The 17,758-nt window shown below is 63.5% G+C and carries 17 protein-coding genes and 1 tRNA gene; 9 read left to right on the top strand and 9 right to left on the bottom strand.

The window, feature by feature from the left end:
- Nucleotides 1-94: 94 nt before the first annotated feature.
- Nucleotides 95-820 (bottom strand): ABC transporter ATP-binding protein, encoded by a 726-nt coding sequence (locus CHB87_RS10785; RefSeq protein WP_089408433.1) that lies wholly within the window; start codon nucleotides 818-820, stop codon nucleotides 95-97.
- 189 nt (nucleotides 821-1,009) lie between these two features.
- On the opposite strand from CHB87_RS10785, the gene CHB87_RS10780 reads away from it, so the two are divergent.
- Nucleotides 1,010-1,630: an arylesterase gene (locus tag CHB87_RS10780; RefSeq protein ID WP_245817934.1), complete on the top strand. Its 621-nt coding sequence runs from the start codon at nucleotides 1,010-1,012 to the stop codon at nucleotides 1,628-1,630.
- 64 nt (nucleotides 1,631-1,694) lie between these two features.
- Here the strand turns inward: CHB87_RS10780 and truB are convergent, their stop codons facing one another.
- The 6 genes from truB to CHB87_RS10750 form a co-directional block, all read right to left on the bottom strand.
- On the bottom strand, nucleotides 1,695-2,570 hold the full coding sequence (gene truB, locus CHB87_RS10775) for a tRNA pseudouridine(55) synthase TruB (protein ID WP_089408431.1): 876 nt from the start codon (nucleotides 2,568-2,570) through the stop codon (nucleotides 1,695-1,697).
- Nucleotides 2,571-2,675: 105 nt separating this feature from the next.
- Nucleotides 2,676-3,275: a GTP cyclohydrolase I FolE gene (folE, locus tag CHB87_RS10770; RefSeq protein ID WP_089408430.1), complete on the bottom strand. Its 600-nt coding sequence runs from the start codon at nucleotides 3,273-3,275 to the stop codon at nucleotides 2,676-2,678.
- A gap of 77 nt (nucleotides 3,276-3,352) precedes the next feature.
- Nucleotides 3,353-3,754, bottom strand: a complete 402-nt coding sequence (locus tag CHB87_RS10765) for a 6-carboxytetrahydropterin synthase (RefSeq protein ID WP_089408429.1) — start codon at nucleotides 3,752-3,754, stop codon at nucleotides 3,353-3,355.
- Complete coding sequence (locus tag CHB87_RS10760; protein WP_089408428.1) at nucleotides 3,751-4,164, bottom strand: 6-pyruvoyl trahydropterin synthase family protein; 414 nt, start codon at nucleotides 4,162-4,164, stop codon at nucleotides 3,751-3,753. The genes CHB87_RS10765 and CHB87_RS10760 overlap by 4 nt, the downstream gene beginning before the upstream one ends.
- A 51-nt stretch (nucleotides 4,165-4,215) precedes the next feature.
- Nucleotides 4,216-4,428, bottom strand: coding sequence for a hypothetical protein (locus tag CHB87_RS22250; protein ID WP_089408427.1), 213 nt, complete (start codon nucleotides 4,426-4,428; stop codon nucleotides 4,216-4,218).
- 116 nt (nucleotides 4,429-4,544) lie between these two features.
- Nucleotides 4,545-5,621: a glycosyltransferase family 2 protein gene (locus CHB87_RS10750; RefSeq protein WP_089408426.1), complete on the bottom strand. Its 1,077-nt coding sequence runs from the start codon at nucleotides 5,619-5,621 to the stop codon at nucleotides 4,545-4,547.
- A 31-nt stretch (nucleotides 5,622-5,652) separates the two neighbouring features.
- Here CHB87_RS10750 and CHB87_RS10745 point away from each other — a divergent pair, with 31 nt between their 5' ends.
- From CHB87_RS10745 to CHB87_RS10720, 6 genes are all read left to right on the top strand, one after another.
- Nucleotides 5,653-6,144, top strand: coding sequence for a TlpA family protein disulfide reductase (locus CHB87_RS10745; RefSeq protein WP_089408425.1), 492 nt, complete (start codon nucleotides 5,653-5,655; stop codon nucleotides 6,142-6,144).
- A gap of 78 nt (nucleotides 6,145-6,222) precedes the next feature.
- Nucleotides 6,223-6,492: a hypothetical protein gene (locus tag CHB87_RS10740; protein WP_089408424.1), complete on the top strand. Its 270-nt coding sequence runs from the start codon at nucleotides 6,223-6,225 to the stop codon at nucleotides 6,490-6,492.
- 76 nt (nucleotides 6,493-6,568) lie between these two features.
- Nucleotides 6,569-6,645 (top strand) — tRNA-Arg (locus CHB87_RS10735).
- Nucleotides 6,646-6,943: 298 nt separating this feature from the next.
- Complete coding sequence (locus CHB87_RS10730; protein ID WP_089408423.1) at nucleotides 6,944-8,158, top strand: alginate lyase family protein; 1,215 nt, start codon at nucleotides 6,944-6,946, stop codon at nucleotides 8,156-8,158.
- Between the two features lie 283 nt (nucleotides 8,159-8,441).
- Nucleotides 8,442-10,385, top strand: a complete 1,944-nt coding sequence (locus CHB87_RS10725; RefSeq protein WP_089408422.1) for an ulvan lysase-like protein — start codon at nucleotides 8,442-8,444, stop codon at nucleotides 10,383-10,385.
- 84 nt (nucleotides 10,386-10,469) lie between these two features.
- Entirely contained in the window at nucleotides 10,470-13,943 is a 3,474-nt protein-coding gene (locus CHB87_RS10720; protein WP_089408421.1) for a TonB-dependent receptor, read from the top strand.
- 145 nt (nucleotides 13,944-14,088) lie between these two features.
- On the opposite strand, the gene CHB87_RS10715 is transcribed toward CHB87_RS10720, so the two are convergent.
- Entirely contained in the window at nucleotides 14,089-14,439 is a 351-nt protein-coding gene (locus CHB87_RS10715) for a hypothetical protein (protein WP_142988302.1), read from the bottom strand.
- A gap of 140 nt (nucleotides 14,440-14,579) precedes the next feature.
- Between CHB87_RS10715 and CHB87_RS10710 the strand changes: the two genes are divergently transcribed.
- On the top strand, nucleotides 14,580-15,467 hold the full coding sequence (locus CHB87_RS10710) for a universal stress protein (protein ID WP_089408419.1): 888 nt from the start codon (nucleotides 14,580-14,582) through the stop codon (nucleotides 15,465-15,467).
- A gap of 61 nt (nucleotides 15,468-15,528) precedes the next feature.
- Here CHB87_RS10710 and CHB87_RS10705 read toward each other — a convergent pair whose 3' ends face one another.
- Nucleotides 15,529-16,116, bottom strand: a complete 588-nt coding sequence (locus CHB87_RS10705) for a histidine phosphatase family protein (RefSeq protein WP_142988301.1) — start codon at nucleotides 16,114-16,116, stop codon at nucleotides 15,529-15,531.
- A gap of 218 nt (nucleotides 16,117-16,334) precedes the next feature.
- Between CHB87_RS10705 and CHB87_RS10700 the strand changes: the two genes are divergently transcribed.
- Complete coding sequence (locus CHB87_RS10700) at nucleotides 16,335-17,612, top strand: Fe-S-containing protein (RefSeq protein WP_089408417.1); 1,278 nt, start codon at nucleotides 16,335-16,337, stop codon at nucleotides 17,610-17,612.
- The last annotated feature ends 146 nt before the right edge of the window (nucleotides 17,613-17,758 follow it).

Below are 17,758 nucleotides of genomic sequence, written 5' to 3'. Positions count from 1 at the left end.
GAATCCGCTTCTGTCGTTCGCCTGTACCCACCACAGAAGCCTGTCATCCTGAGCGAAGCGAAGGAACCGCTTCTCGCCCGAGGCGGCACGGCCCTCACCCACTCAGATAAGTCTCATCCGAGGGTTGCACCACGGGCGCCTCATTCAACTCATCCGACACCACGAGACCATCCCGCAGCACAATCCGCCGATCCGCAAACGTAGCCAGCACGGGATCGTGCGTCACCAGCACCAGCGTCGTCCCTTCGATCTTGTTCAGATTGAGGAGCAGATCCAAAACAGCCTTGCCATTGACGGTATCGAGATTCCCCGTGGGCTCATCCGCCAGCACGATCGGCGGACGCAGCACGAACGCCCTTGCCAGCGCCACGCGCTGCTGCTCGCCGCCCGAGAGCTGCACTGGATAATGATCCAGCCTGTCCCCCAGCCCCACGCTGACCAGCAGCTGCTTCGCCCGCGCCAGCCCATCGCTCTCCGGCGCGTCGGAGTTCAGCTCATACGGCAGCAGCACGTTTTCGAGCGCCGTCAGCGTCGGGATCAGTTGATACGACTGAAAGACGAACCCAAGCGTCTTCCCGCGCACCTGCGCCAGCTTGTCCTCCGCCAGGTAGCTGATGGCGACGCCGTTCAGATGCACGTCGCCCGCCGACGGCGTGTCGAGCCCCGCCAGCAGCCCCAGCAGCGTACTCTTTCCCGAACCCGACGAACCCATGATCGCCGCGAACTGGCCCTTCGGCACGCTGAAGTCGATGCCCTTCAGAATGTCCACCGTGCGGCTTCCATTGCGGATCGACTTCCGCAGACCCACCACCGAGATCATCGTCTCACTCACGCGCAACACTCCCCTGGCGGTAGACGCCACTTACGATCCGATGCGCCCGATGCAGCTTGGACGCGGCACATTTGCTATGGTCATGGAATGCGTTCGATTTCAGCTCTCATTCTAGCGGCAAGTCTCCTCGCCCTCACCGGCTGCAAGACGGATCAGGCCTCCCACGAGTCCTCGCAGATGGATGCCCGGGCGTCTACGGCTCCCTCGCAGCCCGCCACAGCGGCAAGAGAGGCGGACACCCGGCCGCTCGTCGTCTGCTTCGGCGACTCGCTCACCGCGGGTTACGGCGCCGACCCCGGCCAGTCCTACCCGGACTATCTCCAGAAAGACCTCGACGCCCAGGGCTACCGCTACCGCGTCGTCAACGAGGGCGTCAGCGGCGCCACTACCAAGGACGGCATCGACCGCGTCGCAGGCATCGCGGCGATGCACGCCGCTGTCGTCGTCGTGGAGTTCGGCGGCAACGACGGCCTGCGCGGCCTCAAGACCGAGATCACCCGCGCCAACCTCGCGCAGATCATCCAGACGCTGCAGGCCTCGGGCACGAAGGTCGTCCTTGCCGGCATCAGCCTGCCGCCGGACTTCGGCGCGGACTACGTCAATGCCTTCACCGCCAACTACCCCGCGCTGGCGAAGCAGTTCAAGACGCCGCTGCTGCCCTTCCTGCTGAAGGACGTCTACGGCGTCCCCGGCATGATGCAGGCCGACAGAACCCACGCCACGAACAAAGGCAACGAGATCGTCGCGAAAAATGTGCTGCAGATGCTGTCGCCGCAGTTGGAGAAAAGCAGGGAGTAGGGCTCAGGGAATAACCGTGCCTGCGGCTGGCCTCATTCTCTATTCCCTACGTCCCTGTTCCCTGCTACCCCATCACCACCACCGGCTGCATCAGCGTCCCGGCCACGCGCTTCGCCACCGCGATCATCTCCGTCGGCCCGGTGAACACCTTCACCAGCGGCGCGGCTGAAAACTCCGGCAGGTTCACCTGCATGCCGTTGCGAATGCGCCCCGCCGTCTGCTCGTCGCAGGTCACCGAGGGCATATCCGGCAGCAGCGTTCTGGGATGTGGCATCAGTTGCTCAAACGCCCCATCGGTCGAGGCCTGCTTCAGCGCGTCGACCGTCACCGCCTGGTCGAGCGTAAACAGCCCCGCGCGCGTCCGCCGCAGACTCGAAAGATGCGCGCCGCACCCAGCCATCTCGCCCAGCTCATGCGCGACCGAGCGCACATACCCGCCCGCCGAGACGTGCATCGTGAAGCTCGCCGTATCGCCAGCGAGCGAGAGCACCTGAAAGTTGTGGATGAAGATCCGCGCGGGCTTCACCGGCACGGGCAGCCCCGCGCGCGCCAGTTGATGCGCCGGCACGCCGTTCAGCTTTTTGGCCGAAAAGACCGGCGGCATCTGGTCCATCGCGCCGGCGAAGTGCTTCGCCAGCTCCTGCAGTTCGTCCAGCGTGCGCGTCAAAGGTTGAGCCTCGCCCGCGGGCTTGCCCTCTGCGTCGAAGGTATCGGTCGCAAAGCCGAAGCGAATGTGCCCGGTGTAAATCTTTTCGTTCTGCCCGAAGTACTGCGCCAGCCGCGTGTACTTGCCCAGCAGCAGCGGCAACACGCCGGTCGCCATGGGGTCCAGCGTGCCCAGGTGCCCGATGGACTTCTCTCCGGCGGCCCGGCGAACCAGTGAAACAACGTCGTGCGAGGTCATGCCCGCAGGTTTATCGACTACCAAAAGACCATTCATAAGCAGGTACTAGCGTACAGGGAATGGGGACGGAAAACAGGGAACGGGAACGAAGGCGGAGGGAATGAAGCCATTCCCAGTCCCCAATTCCTCTTCCCTGCCTCTCTAGTCCCTGCCTCTCCGCACCAGCGACAGAAACTCATTTCGCGTCTGTAACTGAGTCTTGAAGACCCCGAGCATCGCTGAGGTGACGGTCGCCGAGTGCTGCTTCTCGACACCGCGCATCATCATGCACAGGTGGCTCGCCTCCATGATGACGGCCACGCCCTGTGGCTGAATCGCCTCTTCGATCGCGTCTGCCACCTGCCGGGTCAGGCGTTCCTGTACCTGAAGCCGCCGCGCGAAGACGTCCACCAGCCGCGCCACCTTGCTCAACCCGATCACCTTGCCCTTCGGGACATACGCCACATGCGCCTTGCCGAAGAACGGCAGCAGATGATGCTCGCACATGGAGTAGAACTCGATGTCCTTCACGATCACCATCTCGTCGTAGTCCACGTCGAAGAGCGCGTTGTGCAGCACCTCGGTCACGTCCATGGTGTAGCCGCGCGTCAGGTAGGCCATGGACTTCTCCATGCGCTCCGGCGTGCCCAGCAGCCCGTCGCGCGTGGGATCCTCGCCGATCCGGCTCAACAGTTCGCGGTACAGATCCTGCGTCGTTGCGGATTCGAGCGTCAGCTCCGGTGGTGCGCTTGCGATTGCCATTGTCTGCAGCCCTTCCCTACCTTGTTTGTCATCCTTCGCAAAGCGGAGGATCGGCTTCTGTCTTCGTCCTTACAACTCTATCCGCCGAACACAAACGAATTATTCCCCGTCTCCTCCACCACCACGCGCTCCAGCCGCGCAAACGGAAAATCCTGAAAAATCCGGTTCACCTCGATAGTCAGATTCTCCGTCGTCGGCACCAGCGTTAGGAAGGGCTCGAGCGTATTCAGATTCATGTGATCGAAACGCGCCAGCAGATGCTCCCGTGCGAACGCATCCAGATCGCCCAGGTTGCAGACCATGCCCGTGGCCGGATCGATCTCGCCGGCCAAAGTCACCGCGACGACATAGTTGTGACCATGCCCATGCGGGTTATTGCACTTGCCGAAGACAGCCTGATTCTCCTCAGCCGTATAAGCATCCGAGTGCAGCCGATGCGAGGCGCTGAAGTGATACCGCCGGGTCAGGTGCGCTTTCATGCGAACTCCCCATAGAAGTCCGCGAATAAGTCCGCCATCTCGTACACCCGCACGCGATGCAGCCGCGAGTTCGGAATCTTCCCGTCGAGCCGGCGCCAGATCGCCACCGCGATGTTCTCCGTCGTCGGAATCGCCGTGGCGAACTCCGGCACTTCGAGGTTCAGATGGCGATGATCGTAGACGCTCACCACCTCGCGCTCGAGGATCGCCTTCAACTCCTTCAGGTCGACGACGAAGCCCGAGACCGGGTCGATCTCGCCCGCAACCGTCACCTCGATCGTGTAGTTGTGCCCATGCCCGTTACGGTTCGCGCACTTGCCGAAGATGCGCTCGTTCTCCTCGGGCGACAGCGTGTCGTTCCAGTAGTAGTGCGCGGCAGAGAACTCGGCTTTACGGGTCAAAAAGATCATTGGACTCTCAAACGATTGGATGAGCCGAAGCCCGTGAGGTTGCAGGCCGCGTCACTCCGGCCGAAGATTCCACCAGCCCAGCCCAAAGCCAAGCACGAACGCCACCACCAGCGGCGCCAGCAGCACCGGCGTATGCACCAGGTCCGCCCCGATGCGCACCTGCCCGCCCACCTTCGCCACCCGGTTGAAGAGATAGAAGATCATCCCGAAGGCCACGATCATCACGGTCATCGTTCCCGCCGCCACCGATTGCAGAAATCGCATACGCCCTCACTCGGTCCCTCTGTGTTGTCATCCTTCGCGCAGCGGAGGATCTGCTCCTGCTTTTCTTGTCTGTCGTCCTCGAAGAGGATCTGCTTCTGTCTCTGCCTCGAAGCTGCTCACCGCCCAGTCGGATAGCTTCTGCCCTTCCACTCGACAGCCTTCTTCACCTTCACCTGCACATAACTCTGCACCAGCAGATAGATCATCAGCGGCATCCCCAGCACCGACAAGGCCACATCCCCCGCGGGAAAGTTCGACTTCGCCGCTCGCGTGTAGAAGCCCCACATCCCGCGCAGCCAGACGATCCAGATCGCCACCCTCTGCCAGCTATTGGGAAGGACCGGCCCCAGCGCCAGCAACGGCAGCGCGACCATCAACAGCAGCATCAGCGTAAATGACGCCGCCATCACCAGCGGAAACGGAAACAGCAGCGCCAGGTTCTTCGTCCAGCCCTCGATCATCTCCCCGGTCGTCCGGTACATCCGGGTCGAGAGCGCGTCCGGCGCGTAGCGGAAGCGTATCTCGCGCTTCGCCCGCTTGATCCTCCGCGCCAGTTCGACATCTTCGAGCACCTGCATGCCCACCGCGCGATGCCCGCCGACGGCGAAGTAAGCCTCCTCCGTCACCATCAGGAACTGTCCGTTCGCCGCCGCGATCGAGCTGTTCGGGTCGTTCACCTTCTTCATCGGATACGCCTTCGACAGCTCCGCGAAGACCAGCGGCATCACCACCCGCTGCGCAAGCCCCGTCGTCAGTTGCCGCGGCGAGTACGAGAGCAGGCTCGCCTCATACTTCACCAGTTCGCGCCGGGCGCGCGAGAGATCGCCCATCTCGTGGATCGTGTCCGCATCGGTAAACAGCAGCACCGACCCATGCGCCGCCTGCGCGCCCGCCCAGCAGGCGTTGTTCTTGCCGGTGAATCCGCCGCGTTCCCCCGTCAGCAGCTCCGGCGCGGCCAGCACCGTCACCCCGGCGAAGCCCTCCGCGATGGCGCGCGTCCGGTCGGTCGAGTGGTCGTCCACGACGATCAGCTCCCACTCCGTCCCCAGCGCAAACCCCGGCTCCGACTGCGCGACCAGCGATTGCAGGCACGCCGCCAGCGACTCCTCTTCGTTGCGCGCCGGCACAATCACCGTCAGCTCCAGCGCCGGCCCGCCCGTCTCCAGTTCCAACTCTTCCGCGTTATCGCTCACAGCTTCGTATTATAGGAAGTGGGAGCAAACCGTGCCGAAAGCATTCCGAACCCTGTTCGCCGCATTGACATTTCTCACCCTCGCCGCCGGTTGCGACCGCGGCGACCACCCCGGCCTCATCGGCTCCCCCGCGCCTCAGTTCACCCTCGCCGACGGAAGCCGCTCGGTCGACCTCGCCAAACTGCGCGGGCACGTCGTCATCGTCAACTTCTGGGCCACCTGGTGCCTGCCCTGCGTCGACGAGCTGCCCAGCCTGCTCGCGCTCCAGCGCCAGATGCCGAACGTCGACATCGTCGCCATCAGCCAGGACGAGGACCCTGTCGTCTACAAAAACTTCCTCGACCAGTACCACGTCGACCTGCTCAGCCTGCGCGATCCTTCGGGCCGCATCCCCGCGCTCTACGGCACGGCCAAGATTCCCGAGAGCTACATCATCGACAGGACCGGCGTCGTTCGGCGCAAGTTCGTCTCGTCCCAGAAATGGACCAGCTCCGAGATCGTCGACTACATCAACAAGCTCTAAATAACCCAGGAAGTTTGTCATCCTGAACGAAGCGAAGGATCTGCATCTGTCTTTGCTGTTGCTGCTAAAATCAAAGCCATGACGCCAGTCGATGTTCTCTACCGCTACGGCAAACTCCCGTCCGAAGCCGCCATGCTCGCCCTCGCCAAGGTTCGCGATGTCTACGGCATCCGCCGCATCGACTTTCTTGAGGTCGAGAAGACCGTCCGCATCGAGTACGACGCCACCCGCCTGTCGGAGCCTGTGGTGCACCAGTTGCTGCGCCGCGCCGGCCTCGATATCGTCGAGAACGTGCCGCTCATCGTTCCCCCGCCACCGCCGCCGCCGGTCGAGGCTCCCGCCGCCTAGCGCCGGCAGTGGAAAACTTGGGCTTGCCCTGAGGGAAAAAGTTCGATAATCTAAATCAGTTGCAACAAAGCAATGTGCGCCCGTAGCTCAGCTGGATAGAGCATTTGGCTACGAACCAAAGGGTCGGAGGTTCGAATCCTTCCGGGCGCACCATCATCGAGATTCTCTACACAATTTCTTAGACAAAAAGAAAAGAAGACCGGCGGAAGATGTGAGCACACCATCTTCCGCCGGTCTTCTTTTCTACCTTGAAGCGCATGCGAGATCTCCAGCCGCCCGTCGCGCCATACGATGCAGGCGCTCGAAAGTCCGTCTCCCACACGTTTGACACGTTGAGCGCCTCTGCGCATGCCGCACATTCCATTGATCTTGGCGAGCTTTCCGATGCAAACCGTGTGTCACTTGCCAACGGCGACCGATAGCCCCAGAGTGATGACTGGAGAACCAGCGCATGCAGCCACTCACACGACGCAGCTTCCTGACCGGCATCGCCGCCACCACCGGATCGCTCGCTCTGCGTAGCCCTGCCCAGACCGGCCCCACCTCGAAATCCGCCTACAACCTCGTCGCCAGGGTCGACCGCGAACGAATCGTCGCCGCGGCGCGGCAGTATCTCAAGGAGAAACCCATCACCGTTACCGCCTCCCATAGCCCGCGCAGTGAGGGCGGTCCGCACGATTACTTCTCCGAGGGCGACTACTGGTGGCCCGACCCGAAGAATCCCGCCGGCCCCTACATCCGCCGCGACGGCTTCTCCAATCCCGCCAACTTCAACGACCACCGCGAGGCGCTGATCCGCCTCAGCGTCCAGGCGCCGACGCTCGCCGCAGCCTGGCGGCTCACCCACGACCCGCGCTACCTCCGGCACTTCGCGCTCCATCTGCACGCCTGGTTCGTCGATCCAGCCACGCGGATGAACCCGAACCTCGAGTACGCCCAGGCCATCACCGGCGTCACCAGGGGCCGCGGCATCGGCGTCATCGATACCCTGCAGCTTGTCGATGTCGTGCGTGCGCTCCGCGTCGTCGACACGCTTGGCGGTCTGCCAAAAGACGAGATCGAACCCATCCGCGCCTGGTTCGCCGGCTACGTCGACTGGATGGCGACCTCGAAGAACGGCAAGGAAGAAGAAGAGGCGAAGAACAACCACGGCACATGCTGGGTGCTCCAGATGGCGGAGTTCTCGCAGTTTGCCCGCCGCCCGGATATGACCACCCTCTGTCGCGAGCGGTTCAAGACGCTGCTCGTCCCCGGCCAGATCGCCGCCGACGGCAGCCTGCCGCAGGAGCTTGCCCGCACCAAGCCCTATAGCTACAGCCTCTTCGACGCGGACGTCTTCGCCGGCCTCTGCCAGTCGCTGTCCACATCCTCCGAAGACCTATGGCAGTTCAAAGGTCCGAACGGCGCCGGAGTGGCCACGGCTATCGCCTTCCTCTACCCGGCCATCGCGGACAAGGCGAAGTGGTCCTACCCGAGGGACGTCGAATACTTCGACGACTTCCCCTCGCGCCGCCCCTGCCTGCTCTTTGCCGGCGAGGCCGCCCACCGGCCCGAGTACCTCGCCACCTGGCAGCGTCTCGACGCCAGCCCGACCGTGCTGGAGGTCATCCGCAACCTGCCCATCCGCCAGCCGTTGCTCTGGGTCGACCCCGTGCTGAGCGCGTAGGCTCCGAAAACTTCACTCCGCCCAAACGGCATCCTGCTTCCGGGAGGCCGTTTCCTCCGCGAGACAGCGCCCGCCGCGCCCGGTTCGCTGGCGGCAGGTGTGGCGAAGAGACCACAGTTTCCGCTGCCAGTCCGGAGCTTGAAAAACGGTTTGTCACAAGACCATAACTCCATACCTTGCAATGGTTTGAGGTAGCCACCGGGTGGCAAACCGTGTGTCACTTGTCAGGGCACTTTTCAGGGCGCAGTGTGGGTGGCGTTTTGAGATAAGAGTATTTCGCAACGTGAACCCAGCCAACTCCAATACGGGATTCAACCGCAGAGACTTTCTCCGGCTCTCCACCGCTGGTGCGACGGCGCTCGCCACGGGGTTTGCTGCTGGGCCCGCCTTCGCCGAACCGGCGGCTGCCCGTCCCGCCGCGCCCAGCCTGTACGCCGATCTGCTGCGAAGCTGGTGCGACGGCCTGATCGCCCACCAGGTGACGAACGTCTCCGATCCGGCGTCGCACGGTGCGTTCCTCTGCCCGTCCTGCGCGATGATCCACGGGCGCTGCGGCGACGCAGTCTATCCTCTGCTGGCGGCAGCACGCGCAACCGGTCAGACCAAATACGTGCAGGCGGCGATCTTTGCACACGACTGGTCGGAACGGCAGGTCAGCCAGCCGGACGGAAGCTGGATCAACGACGTCATGCTCAGCTCGTGGAAAGGGATCACCGTCTTCCGCGCCATCGCGCTGGCGGAGGCGCTGGCGCACCACGGCGACCTGCTCGACGCCGCCACCCGCGCGCGCTGGACCGGCCGCCTCGCCGCGGCGATGAAGTTCCTCGACGGCTTCATCTCCATCGAGACCGGCAACATCAACTACCCGGTCACGGCGTCGCTCAGCTTCGCGCTCGCCGGACAGCTTCTCGAAGAACAACACTACCTCGATCGCGGTCACGAACTCGCCCACGCCAGCCTCGACTACTTCACCCCCGGCGGCCTGCTCTACGGCGAAGGCCATCCGTTCACCAAGCCGAGCGCCAAGGGCTACCGCCCGGTCGACCTCGGCTACAACGTCGAGGAGTCGCTCCCCGCGCTCGCCCTCTACTCCATCGTCACGGGAGACCAGACGATCCGCGCGCGCGCCGTCTCGGCCCTGCGCGCGCACCTGGAGTTCATGCTGCCGGATGGCGCCTGGGACAACTCCTGGGGCACGCGCAACTACAAGTGGTCCTGGTGGGGCAGTCGCACCAGCGACGGCTGCCAGCCCGGCTATGTCCTGCTCTCGAAGGAGGATCCGGCGTTCCTTGAGGCCGCCCGCCGCAACACCGAGCTGATGGCCGCCTGCACCCACGACGGCCTGCTCTACGGCGGCCCGGACTACTTCACGCACGGCGATCTGCCCTGCATCCACCACACCTTCACCCACGCCAAGGCGCTTGCGACGGTGCTCGACCGGGCGGACGTCAACCTCCTCGCGAGGGATAAATATGTAGCCATTCCGAGGGATGCGGCGTTCGGCCTTAGGTCGTATAAGGAGATCGGCATGCATCTCGCCTCCATCGGAGACTGGCGCGCCACCCTCACCGACTACGACTGGGAGTACACCGAACCCGGCAGCACCAAGGCTGGCGGACACGCCACCGGCGGAGCCTTGACCATGCTCTACCACCAACGCCTCGGGCCCGTCCTCGTCGCCAGCATGACCGAGTACCAGATCGTCGAGATCTCCAACCAGCAGGCCTTTCGCGGCGGACCGCACATGGACTTGACCGCGCGCATCGAGATGCCGGGCAAACCGGCCTTCACCAGTGTCAACGACCGCTCCGCCACGCTCACCGCCAGGGCCACGCCGTCGCGGATCGACTTCGAGGCGACCGGTCGTCTCCTGACCGCGGCCCACGCCGCGCCACCCCAGGGCGACGTCCAATATCAGCTCGCGTATGCGCTGACGGCGGATGCCGTCGAGATCGCCGCGGAGATCCCGGACGCGCCTGGCGCACGCTATATCCTGCCCATCGTCTCGCGCACCGGCGAGCGGGTCGAGCGGATCGACTCGGGAACCGTACGGATACGCCGGCGGACGGGCAGCCTGGTCGTCCACACCGATGCGCCCAATGGATTCCATGCCTTCTCGGACGAACGGACCTTCAACTTGGTTCCCGGCTTCGAGTGCCTGCCTCTCGTCATCACTTTTGAGCAAGGCAGGCGGATCAAAGTTCAACTTCGGTGTCAGGATGGTTGAGACGCCACAACACTACAACCTGTAACAGGAAACACCCGGCGCCAGACCGGTGACCGCAATGGAAGTATCTTCAGGAGGCAGTAGATGAACAGCAGGTTCGGCACTAAAATCTTCACCGCAGCGCTCATAACCGCCAGCGCGGCCGGAGCGCACGCGCAACTCACGACGGCCACGATGTTCGGCAGCGTCACGGACTCCACCGGCGCGGCCATTCCCAACGCGAACGTGGTCCTCACTCAGACGCTGACCAACTTCAGCCGCACCATCGTCACCAACGGTCAGGGCGAGTACCGCGCCGAGTTCCTGCCCATCGGACCCTACACCGTCAAGATCGACGCCGCTGGCTTCAAGCAGGAGCTGCGCTCGGGCATCGTGCTCAACGGCGCCCAGCAGGTCTCGCTCGACTACAAGCTCGAGGTTGGCAGCACCGACACCTCCGTCACGGTGACCGAGGAAGTCCCGCTCGTCAACATCGGCAACTCGACCATGAGCCGCACCATCGACAACCGCGAGGTCGACAACCTGCCTCTGGTCAACCGCGACACCTACACCCTGCTGAACCTCGTTCCCGGCGTCCAGAACGTTACGCAGGAGAACTCCATCGGCGTGCCCATGGAGCATGTGATCATCAACGGCGCGTCCGACAACATGGTCGGCCAGGTGAGCTACTACCTCGACGGCGGCCTGAACATGACCGGCGTCCGCAACACCGGCAACGTCATCCCCAACCCCGACGCGATCGAGCAGTTCACCCTCGAGACCAACAACTTCTCGGCCGTCTACGGCCGCACCGGCGCGGGCGTCATGTCGGTCCTTACCAAGTCCGGCACCAACACCGTACACGGCTCCGTCTTCGAGTTCCACCAGGAGACGAACTTCAACTCCAACGCGTATCAGCAGACCACGCGCACCCCGTACCATATCAACCGCTTCGGCGCGACCGTCGGCGGCCCGATCATGAAGGACAAGATCTTCCTCTTCGGCAGCTACGGCGGCCTGCGGCAGATCACCCCGCAGAACTTCAAGACCGTCGTCCCGGACGCTCTGCAACGCGCCGGAAACTTCTCCGAAAACCTGCCCACCACGGCGCCGGCCACCGGTCTGGGCGCATGCGCCACCACGTTGAACGCGACCGATAAAGCCACCACCGCCTTTGGCGGCAAGTTCTTCGTCTGCGACCCGGTCACCCACCAGCCAGTCGCCGGCAACCGCCTCGACCTCGATCCGAACTTCGTGCCCGACCCCGTCGCGGCGGCCGTCCTTGCCCAGAACGTCCCCATGCCGACGCCCAACACCGGCAACAATAACAACTACTACATCGGCAACATCGGCCTGAGAAACCAGACCGACGAGTACCTCATCAAGGGCGACTTCCAGATCTTTCCGAAGCATCGCGTCACGCTGGACTACTTCCAGTCCATCGGCACGCAGAACAGCCTTCCCTCCGGCTCGAACCTTCCCGGCTGGGCCATCAACAACTACGTCTACCGCCAGCAGAACGCCAACATCTCGGACGTCTGGACGGTAACGCCGAGCTCGGTCAACCAGCTTTGGATCAGCTACTCCCGCATGCTCGCCGGCCGCGTCAGCACACCGGCAAAGTCGCTAGCAGCCTACGGCTCGGACATCTCCGTGCAGGGCACGCCGTCCTTGCCGGACATCAGCGTCGCCGGCTTCTTCCACCTCGCCAACGCCATCAGCGGCCCGGTCGCGGGCGATAACGTCTACGGCCTGCGGGACGTCTTCAGCACCACCAAGGGAAAACACACGATCAACATCGGCGCGGAGGTCTACCTCGAACGGGATCGCCTCGAGACGCTGCTGAACAACTACGGAACCTTCTCCTTCGCCAACACGACCGTCCCCAACACCGCCGCCGGCCAGTCCACCTATATCAAGACCGGCAACGGCATGGCCGATATGCTGATCGGCCACCCCAACACCATGGGACAGGATTCGCCCGACGACGCCAACGAACTCTACTGGAACTACGGCTTCTTCCTGCAGGACGACTACCGCGTCATCCCCAACCTGACCTTCAACCTCGGCATCCGCTACGACGTCCAGACCGCGCCGGTCGACAACCAGCACCGCATCGCGGTCTTCAGCCCGGGCACGCAGTCCAGCGTCTCGCCCAGCGCCATCCCCGGTCAGCTCTTCCCCGGCGACCCAGGCGTACCCGATGGCGGCGTCGCCACCAACTACAACCATGTCTCGCCGCGTCTCGGCTTCACCTTCGATCCCTTCAATACAGGACACACAGTCTTCCACGGCGGCGCAGGCCTCTTCTTCGACTCCGTCTCCGGCAACGAGTGGATGCTCTCGCAGAACTTCCAGCCCTTCGCCGTGCGCGAGACCGCGGCCTTCAGCCACGTCTCCAGCCTGCAGCACATCTACTCCACCGACTGCGCGGACTTCGCCGGCTGCGTCTCGCCCTTCCCCTTCTATTACAGCAAGACCAACCCGCGTTACGTCTCGCCTTCGTCGCTCGTCTTCGTCCAGCAGGGCATGCGCTGGCCGTATAACACCCAGGCAAACTTCGGCGTGCAGCAGCAGTTCACCAGGGATCTGGCGATCAGCATCAACTACGTGGGCGCCTTCAGCCGCAAGATTCCGCTCTTCATCGACCGGAACGCGCCCGTCTACAACACCGCCAACCCCAGCATGAACACGGCGACCAACTACAACTGCCGCCGTCCGTACCAGGCGCTGCCCTTCGGTACCGGAACCGCCTGCGCCAACCCCGCCGTCGGCGCCAAGTACTACTCGAACGCCTACGTCATCGAGGACGGACAGAACACCAACTACCACGGCCTGCAGATCACGCTGGAAAAACGCCTCAGCCAGCACATCAGCGTAAAGAGCTTCTACATCTGGAGCCATTCTCTCGCGAGCGCGTCGCTCCAGACCACCGGCAACATCGGCAACTCCGGCGGCACCGAGCCCGAGGACTACTACAACCTCGGCCTCGAGCGGCAGCGCAGCGACAACGATATCCGCCACCAGAGCTCGACCTCGGTCGTCTGGAAGCCGGACTACTTCAGCCACTTCAACCCCGTGGTCCGCACCCTGCTCAACGGCTGGACCATCTCCGCCATCGTCACCTTCCGCACCGGCAAGCCCTTCAACATCACCACCGGGTCGGACGACAACCTAGACGGCGACAACAACGACCGGCCCAACCTGCTGCCCGGCACGACGGCCCGCACCCTCAAGGGACCGCGCTCATCGGAGATCGCAAAGTACTTCGACACCTCGGTCTACTGCAAGAACGGCGCGGCAGGATGCCCGGCGGGCGCAGGCCCCTCGGGACTCGACGGCACCGTCCGGGAGAACTCCCTCAGCGCACCGGGCTTCCGCAACGTCGACGCCTCGATCTTCCGCGACTTCCCCATCTACGACCGGGTGAAGTTCCAGTTTCGCGGCGAGTCCACCAACGTCTTCAACCTCGTCAACCCCAACGCACCTGGCGGAACGCTGGGCACCAGCACCTTCGGCGTCATCAACTCCGGCGCCAACATGCGCCAGATTCAGGTGGGTGGACGCCTTCTCTTCTAACAACCTCGTGTGAACAAATGAGCAAATGAAAAGCGCCGCGAATCTCGCGGCGCTTCTTTTTGCATACCCTGATAGCGTGTCATCCTAAGCATCGTGTGTCATCCTGAGCGAAGCGAAGGATCCGCTTCTCGAATCGCCACCGGCCTCAGTGCCCAACCGCCTCCGGCTCAGGCCCAGGCTTTTGATTCTTCAGCATGGAAAGTTTGTCGATGTGGATCGTCATCGCCACCTTATCCATGCTGCCCGTAAACTCCACATGGTGTCCCTCGTGCCCCTTCACCACATCCGGGTTGTCGATCCGCCATACGTTCTTCGACTTATCGTCGACGAACACATAGGGCGCGCCGCCCGCAATGCTCTTCTTCACATCCGTGGAAGACGTTCCCGCCGTATGCACGATGCCATCTTCAATCCAACCGTGAACCGCCGCAGCCTGCTGCGCAAACGCAGAAGCCCCCAACAACCCAACCGCCAAGACCGATGCAAGAATTTTCATCCGGATCCCTCCCCAATCTAGGATGCGTGGATCGTTGTACAGCGATGCCCGGCCATGTGTGATGGCGGTCACAGCGCCGTCGCTTCACAGGGAGTTCAATCGTACTCGGGACGCGAGTTCACCACGTCCGCGAGGTGTCTATGCCCGTCATCGCAGAACAAGTCTCGATCACCGTCGACAACATCCTGGTCGCCACCGACTTTTCCATGGTCTCCCACAAGGCGCTCGCCTATGCGAAGGCGCTTACCCGCCGCTTCGGGTCCACACTGGAGGTCGTCAACGTCTTCGACCCAGCCAACGTCATCACCTACGAGGAGGCCATCATGGGCTTCCCCGCCGACTACCGCCAGCGCGCCGCCGCGGAAAATCTTGAAGCGCTCGAGTATGAGCTCTCCGCGGACGGCATCAAGGCGGAGGCAGTCACCGCAACCGGCCACCAGCCGACCAAAGAGATCCTCGCGCTGGCGAAGACTCACGCCGCCGGACTCATCGTCGCCGGCGCCCACGCCAAGTCCGGCCTCGAAAAAATGATCCTCGGATCCACCTCCGAGGAACTCATCCGCAGCGCGGAATGCCCCGTTCTCACCGTCGGCCCGCTGGCCCGCGACCCCAACGAAGACCCACTTGTCTTCCGCTCCATCCTCTACGCCACCGATCTCTCGCCGCAGGCAGCCAGGGCCGCCGTCTACGCCTTCTCCTTCGCCGAGGACAGCAACGCAAAGCTCCATTGCTGCTTCGTCGCGAAGAACCAGCCGGAAGACCCCGCGCAACGGGAGGCCGGCTGCGAGATCGCGATGAAGGCGCTGCAGAGCATGATCCCGGAGGACGTCTACGACTGGTGCGATCCAAAATGCGTCGTCGCCTCGGGCGACCCGGCGGAGGCCATCCTGAACCTCGCCGCCAGGGTCGACGCCGACCTCATCGTCGTCGGCTCCCGCCGGTCCAGCTTCTGGCTCAAGCACGTCGAGCGCGGCCTGACCCCGCGCCTGCTCGCCGAGGCCACCTGCCCTATCCTCTCCATCTCGTAGCTCGAGATCCGGGAGTTCCGCGTCTCGCTTCCGGGACGTGGAACTCCTTTGGAGAGAAGCCTCACTTCGAATCCCCCGGCAAAATGAACTGTGGAATATCTGTAATGACCGGCGCACCGCCGCCCGCCGGCCAATCGATCCGCCAGATGCGATCGAACTGCGTATCCGGCCACGGCGTATACGGCGGAGTCACGCCAAACTCCTTCGCGAACTGCGGCAGCACCCCGTGATGCCAGGCCACCAGCACCACCTTGCCCGCGTACTGCCCGCTCAGCAGCAGCCGGGCCAACGCCGGGTAATCCTCCTCCAGATACTCATGATTCACCGGCAGATTCAACGCCTGACCCAGTGGAGCGACCGTCTCATACGGTCGGTCGCTGTGCTTGCTGCGGTGCGTCGCGAAGATCGCATCCGGCTTCGGCAGCGCAACCCGCCCGCTCGCCGCCGGAGGGTTGAAGAGCAGCGGAATCAGCCCAGCACGCTTGAACCCAACCGGCGTCAGGTTGATATCCTCCTTGCCCGCCGGCTTCTCGGCATGGCGAATCAGATAGACGGTCGCCGGCGGTTTGCCCGCCTGGGCTACTCCGGCGCCGGTTCCAAGCCCCAGCAACACCGCCAGCAAAACTACTCCGAGAGACACTTTGCGCAACCAACGTTTGTCCATAGCTCCAGCATCACCCAAAAACTGTTCTGGTTTGTGAACACGCTGCAAATTCCATCGCCGCGGAAATTGACGACCAATTTGGTCCGCATTACACTTAAATTCGGACCGAAGATCTCCTACACCGCTTCGGCAAACTGCTTTACCGCAAGGCCAACCGCCGCTCCAGACCCCATCCGAGCGGCCCGAAAGTACGGGGATTCGCAATGTTGCAGGCATTCATTATCACGCTCCGCGAAGGTGTGGAAGCGTCCCTGATCGTGGGCATCGTCTTCGCCTACCTCACCAAGATCGGCCGCCAGGAGCTGAAAAAGACCGTCTTCTGGGCGCTCGCCGCAGCCATTGCAGCCTCCGTCGCCGGCGCCGTCGTACTCGCCCGCACCCAGTTCAACTCCGACATCTTCGAAGGCTGGGTCATGCTCGTCGCCGCCTTCTTCGTCGTCAGCATGATCTGGTTCATGCACAAGACCGCCCGCTCCATGAAGGGCGACATCGAATCGAAGGTCGCGAAATACACCGGCGGTGAGAAGGGCGTCAGCCAGATCGGCCTCTTCTTCTTCGTCTTCCTGCTCGTCCTGCGCGAAGGCGTCGAGACCGTTCTGATCCTATCGGCCGTCTCGCTGAACTCCTCCGAGATCCTCAGCTTCACCGGCACACTCCTCGGCGTCGCCGTCTCGGTCGTCTTCGGCGTGCTCTTCATCCGTGGCAGCGTCCGCATCAACCTGCAGCGCTTCTTCCGCGTCACGACCGTCATTCTCTACTTCGTCACCTTCCAGCTGGTCGTCAGCGGGCTGCATGAGCTATCCGAGAACGGCGTCCTGCCCAGCAGCACCGCCGAGATGCGCTATATCGGCCCCATCGTCCGCAACGATCTCTTCTTCTTCGTCACGATGCTCGCGCTCGCCGGCCTGATGATCCTGATGGAACAGCGCCGCCGCCAGCCGGTAGCCCTCGCCGCCGACGCCACCCCGGCAGACAAGCGCCGCGCCGAGTGGACCGCCCGCCGCGAGAAGATGTGGATGACCGCCGTCGTCTCGACCAGCTTCCTCTTCATCTTCCTCTCGACCGCCGAGTTCATCTACGCGAAATCGAGCACCGCCCTCAGCCCGACCTCGGCCGTCACCCTCGTCGGCCAGCAGGTCACCGTGCCCACGGCCGACATCAACGACGACAAGCTGCACCGCTACGGCGTCCACGTCGACGACGGCAAGGGCGGCTCCGTCGAGGTCCGCTTCCTGCTCTTCAAAAAGCCCGACGGCAACATCGTCTCGGTCGGCGACGCCTGCCAGATCTGCGGCCCGGTCGGCTTCTACATCGGCTCGCAGGGCATCACCTGCAAGATGTGCGCCAGCCCACTGAACGCCCAGAGCATGGGCACGCCCGGCGGCTGCAACCCCGTCCAGCTGAAGAGCACCAACGAGCACGGCCAGATCACCATCGCCGCCGCCGACCTTAAGACGCTAGTCCCGGTCTTCGAACGCTAATGCCATCACCCGCGACACGGTCCTGCTTAAGGGCACGGCTTCAGCCGTGCCGTAGAAGCCGTGGAGGTTTGCGGCTTCAGCCGCTGAGGTACGCTTTCATCTCCACAGGCAACGGTCGCCGCCCAGGCCCTCAGCGGCTCAAGCCG

Origin of the sequence: Granulicella rosea, assembly GCF_900188085.1 — a bacterium.
GTDB classification, from domain to species: domain Bacteria; phylum Acidobacteriota; class Terriglobia; order Terriglobales; family Acidobacteriaceae; genus Edaphobacter; species Edaphobacter rosea.
Note: the sequence above shows the minus strand (reverse complement) of the source record. Positions and strands in the feature narration are given on the sequence as shown.

Bases quoted from the DNA above. Each gene is read 5' to 3' on its own strand.
- CHB87_RS10765 (WP_089408429.1), bottom strand. From the start codon at position 3,754: ATGAAAGCGCACCTGACCCGGCGGTATCACTTCAGCGCCTCGCATCGG.
- CHB87_RS22250 (WP_089408427.1), bottom strand. From the start codon at position 4,428: ATGCGATTTCTGCAATCGGTGGCGGCGGGAACGATGACCGTGATGATC.
- truB (WP_089408431.1), bottom strand. From the start codon at position 2,570: ATGAATGGTCTTTTGGTAGTCGATAAACCTGCGGGCATGACCTCGCAC.
- CHB87_RS10785 (WP_089408433.1), bottom strand. From the start codon at position 820: ATGATCTCGGTGGTGGGTCTGCGGAAGTCGATCCGCAATGGAAGCCGC.
- CHB87_RS10760 (WP_089408428.1), bottom strand. From the start codon at position 4,164: ATGATCTTTTTGACCCGTAAAGCCGAGTTCTCTGCCGCGCACTACTAC.
- CHB87_RS10710 (WP_089408419.1), top strand. From the start codon at position 14,580: ATGCCCGTCATCGCAGAACAAGTCTCGATCACCGTCGACAACATCCTG.
- CHB87_RS10730 (WP_089408423.1), top strand. From the start codon at position 6,944: ATGCAGCCACTCACACGACGCAGCTTCCTGACCGGCATCGCCGCCACC.
- CHB87_RS10720 (WP_089408421.1), top strand. From the start codon at position 10,470: ATGAACAGCAGGTTCGGCACTAAAATCTTCACCGCAGCGCTCATAACC.
- CHB87_RS10715 (WP_142988302.1), bottom strand. From the start codon at position 14,439: ATGAAAATTCTTGCATCGGTCTTGGCGGTTGGGTTGTTGGGGGCTTCT.
- CHB87_RS10740 (WP_089408424.1), top strand. From the start codon at position 6,223: ATGACGCCAGTCGATGTTCTCTACCGCTACGGCAAACTCCCGTCCGAA.
- CHB87_RS10780 (WP_245817934.1), top strand. From the start codon at position 1,010: ATGGATGCCCGGGCGTCTACGGCTCCCTCGCAGCCCGCCACAGCGGCA.
- folE (WP_089408430.1), bottom strand. From the start codon at position 3,275: ATGGCAATCGCAAGCGCACCACCGGAGCTGACGCTCGAATCCGCAACG.
- CHB87_RS10700 (WP_089408417.1), top strand. From the start codon at position 16,335: ATGTTGCAGGCATTCATTATCACGCTCCGCGAAGGTGTGGAAGCGTCC.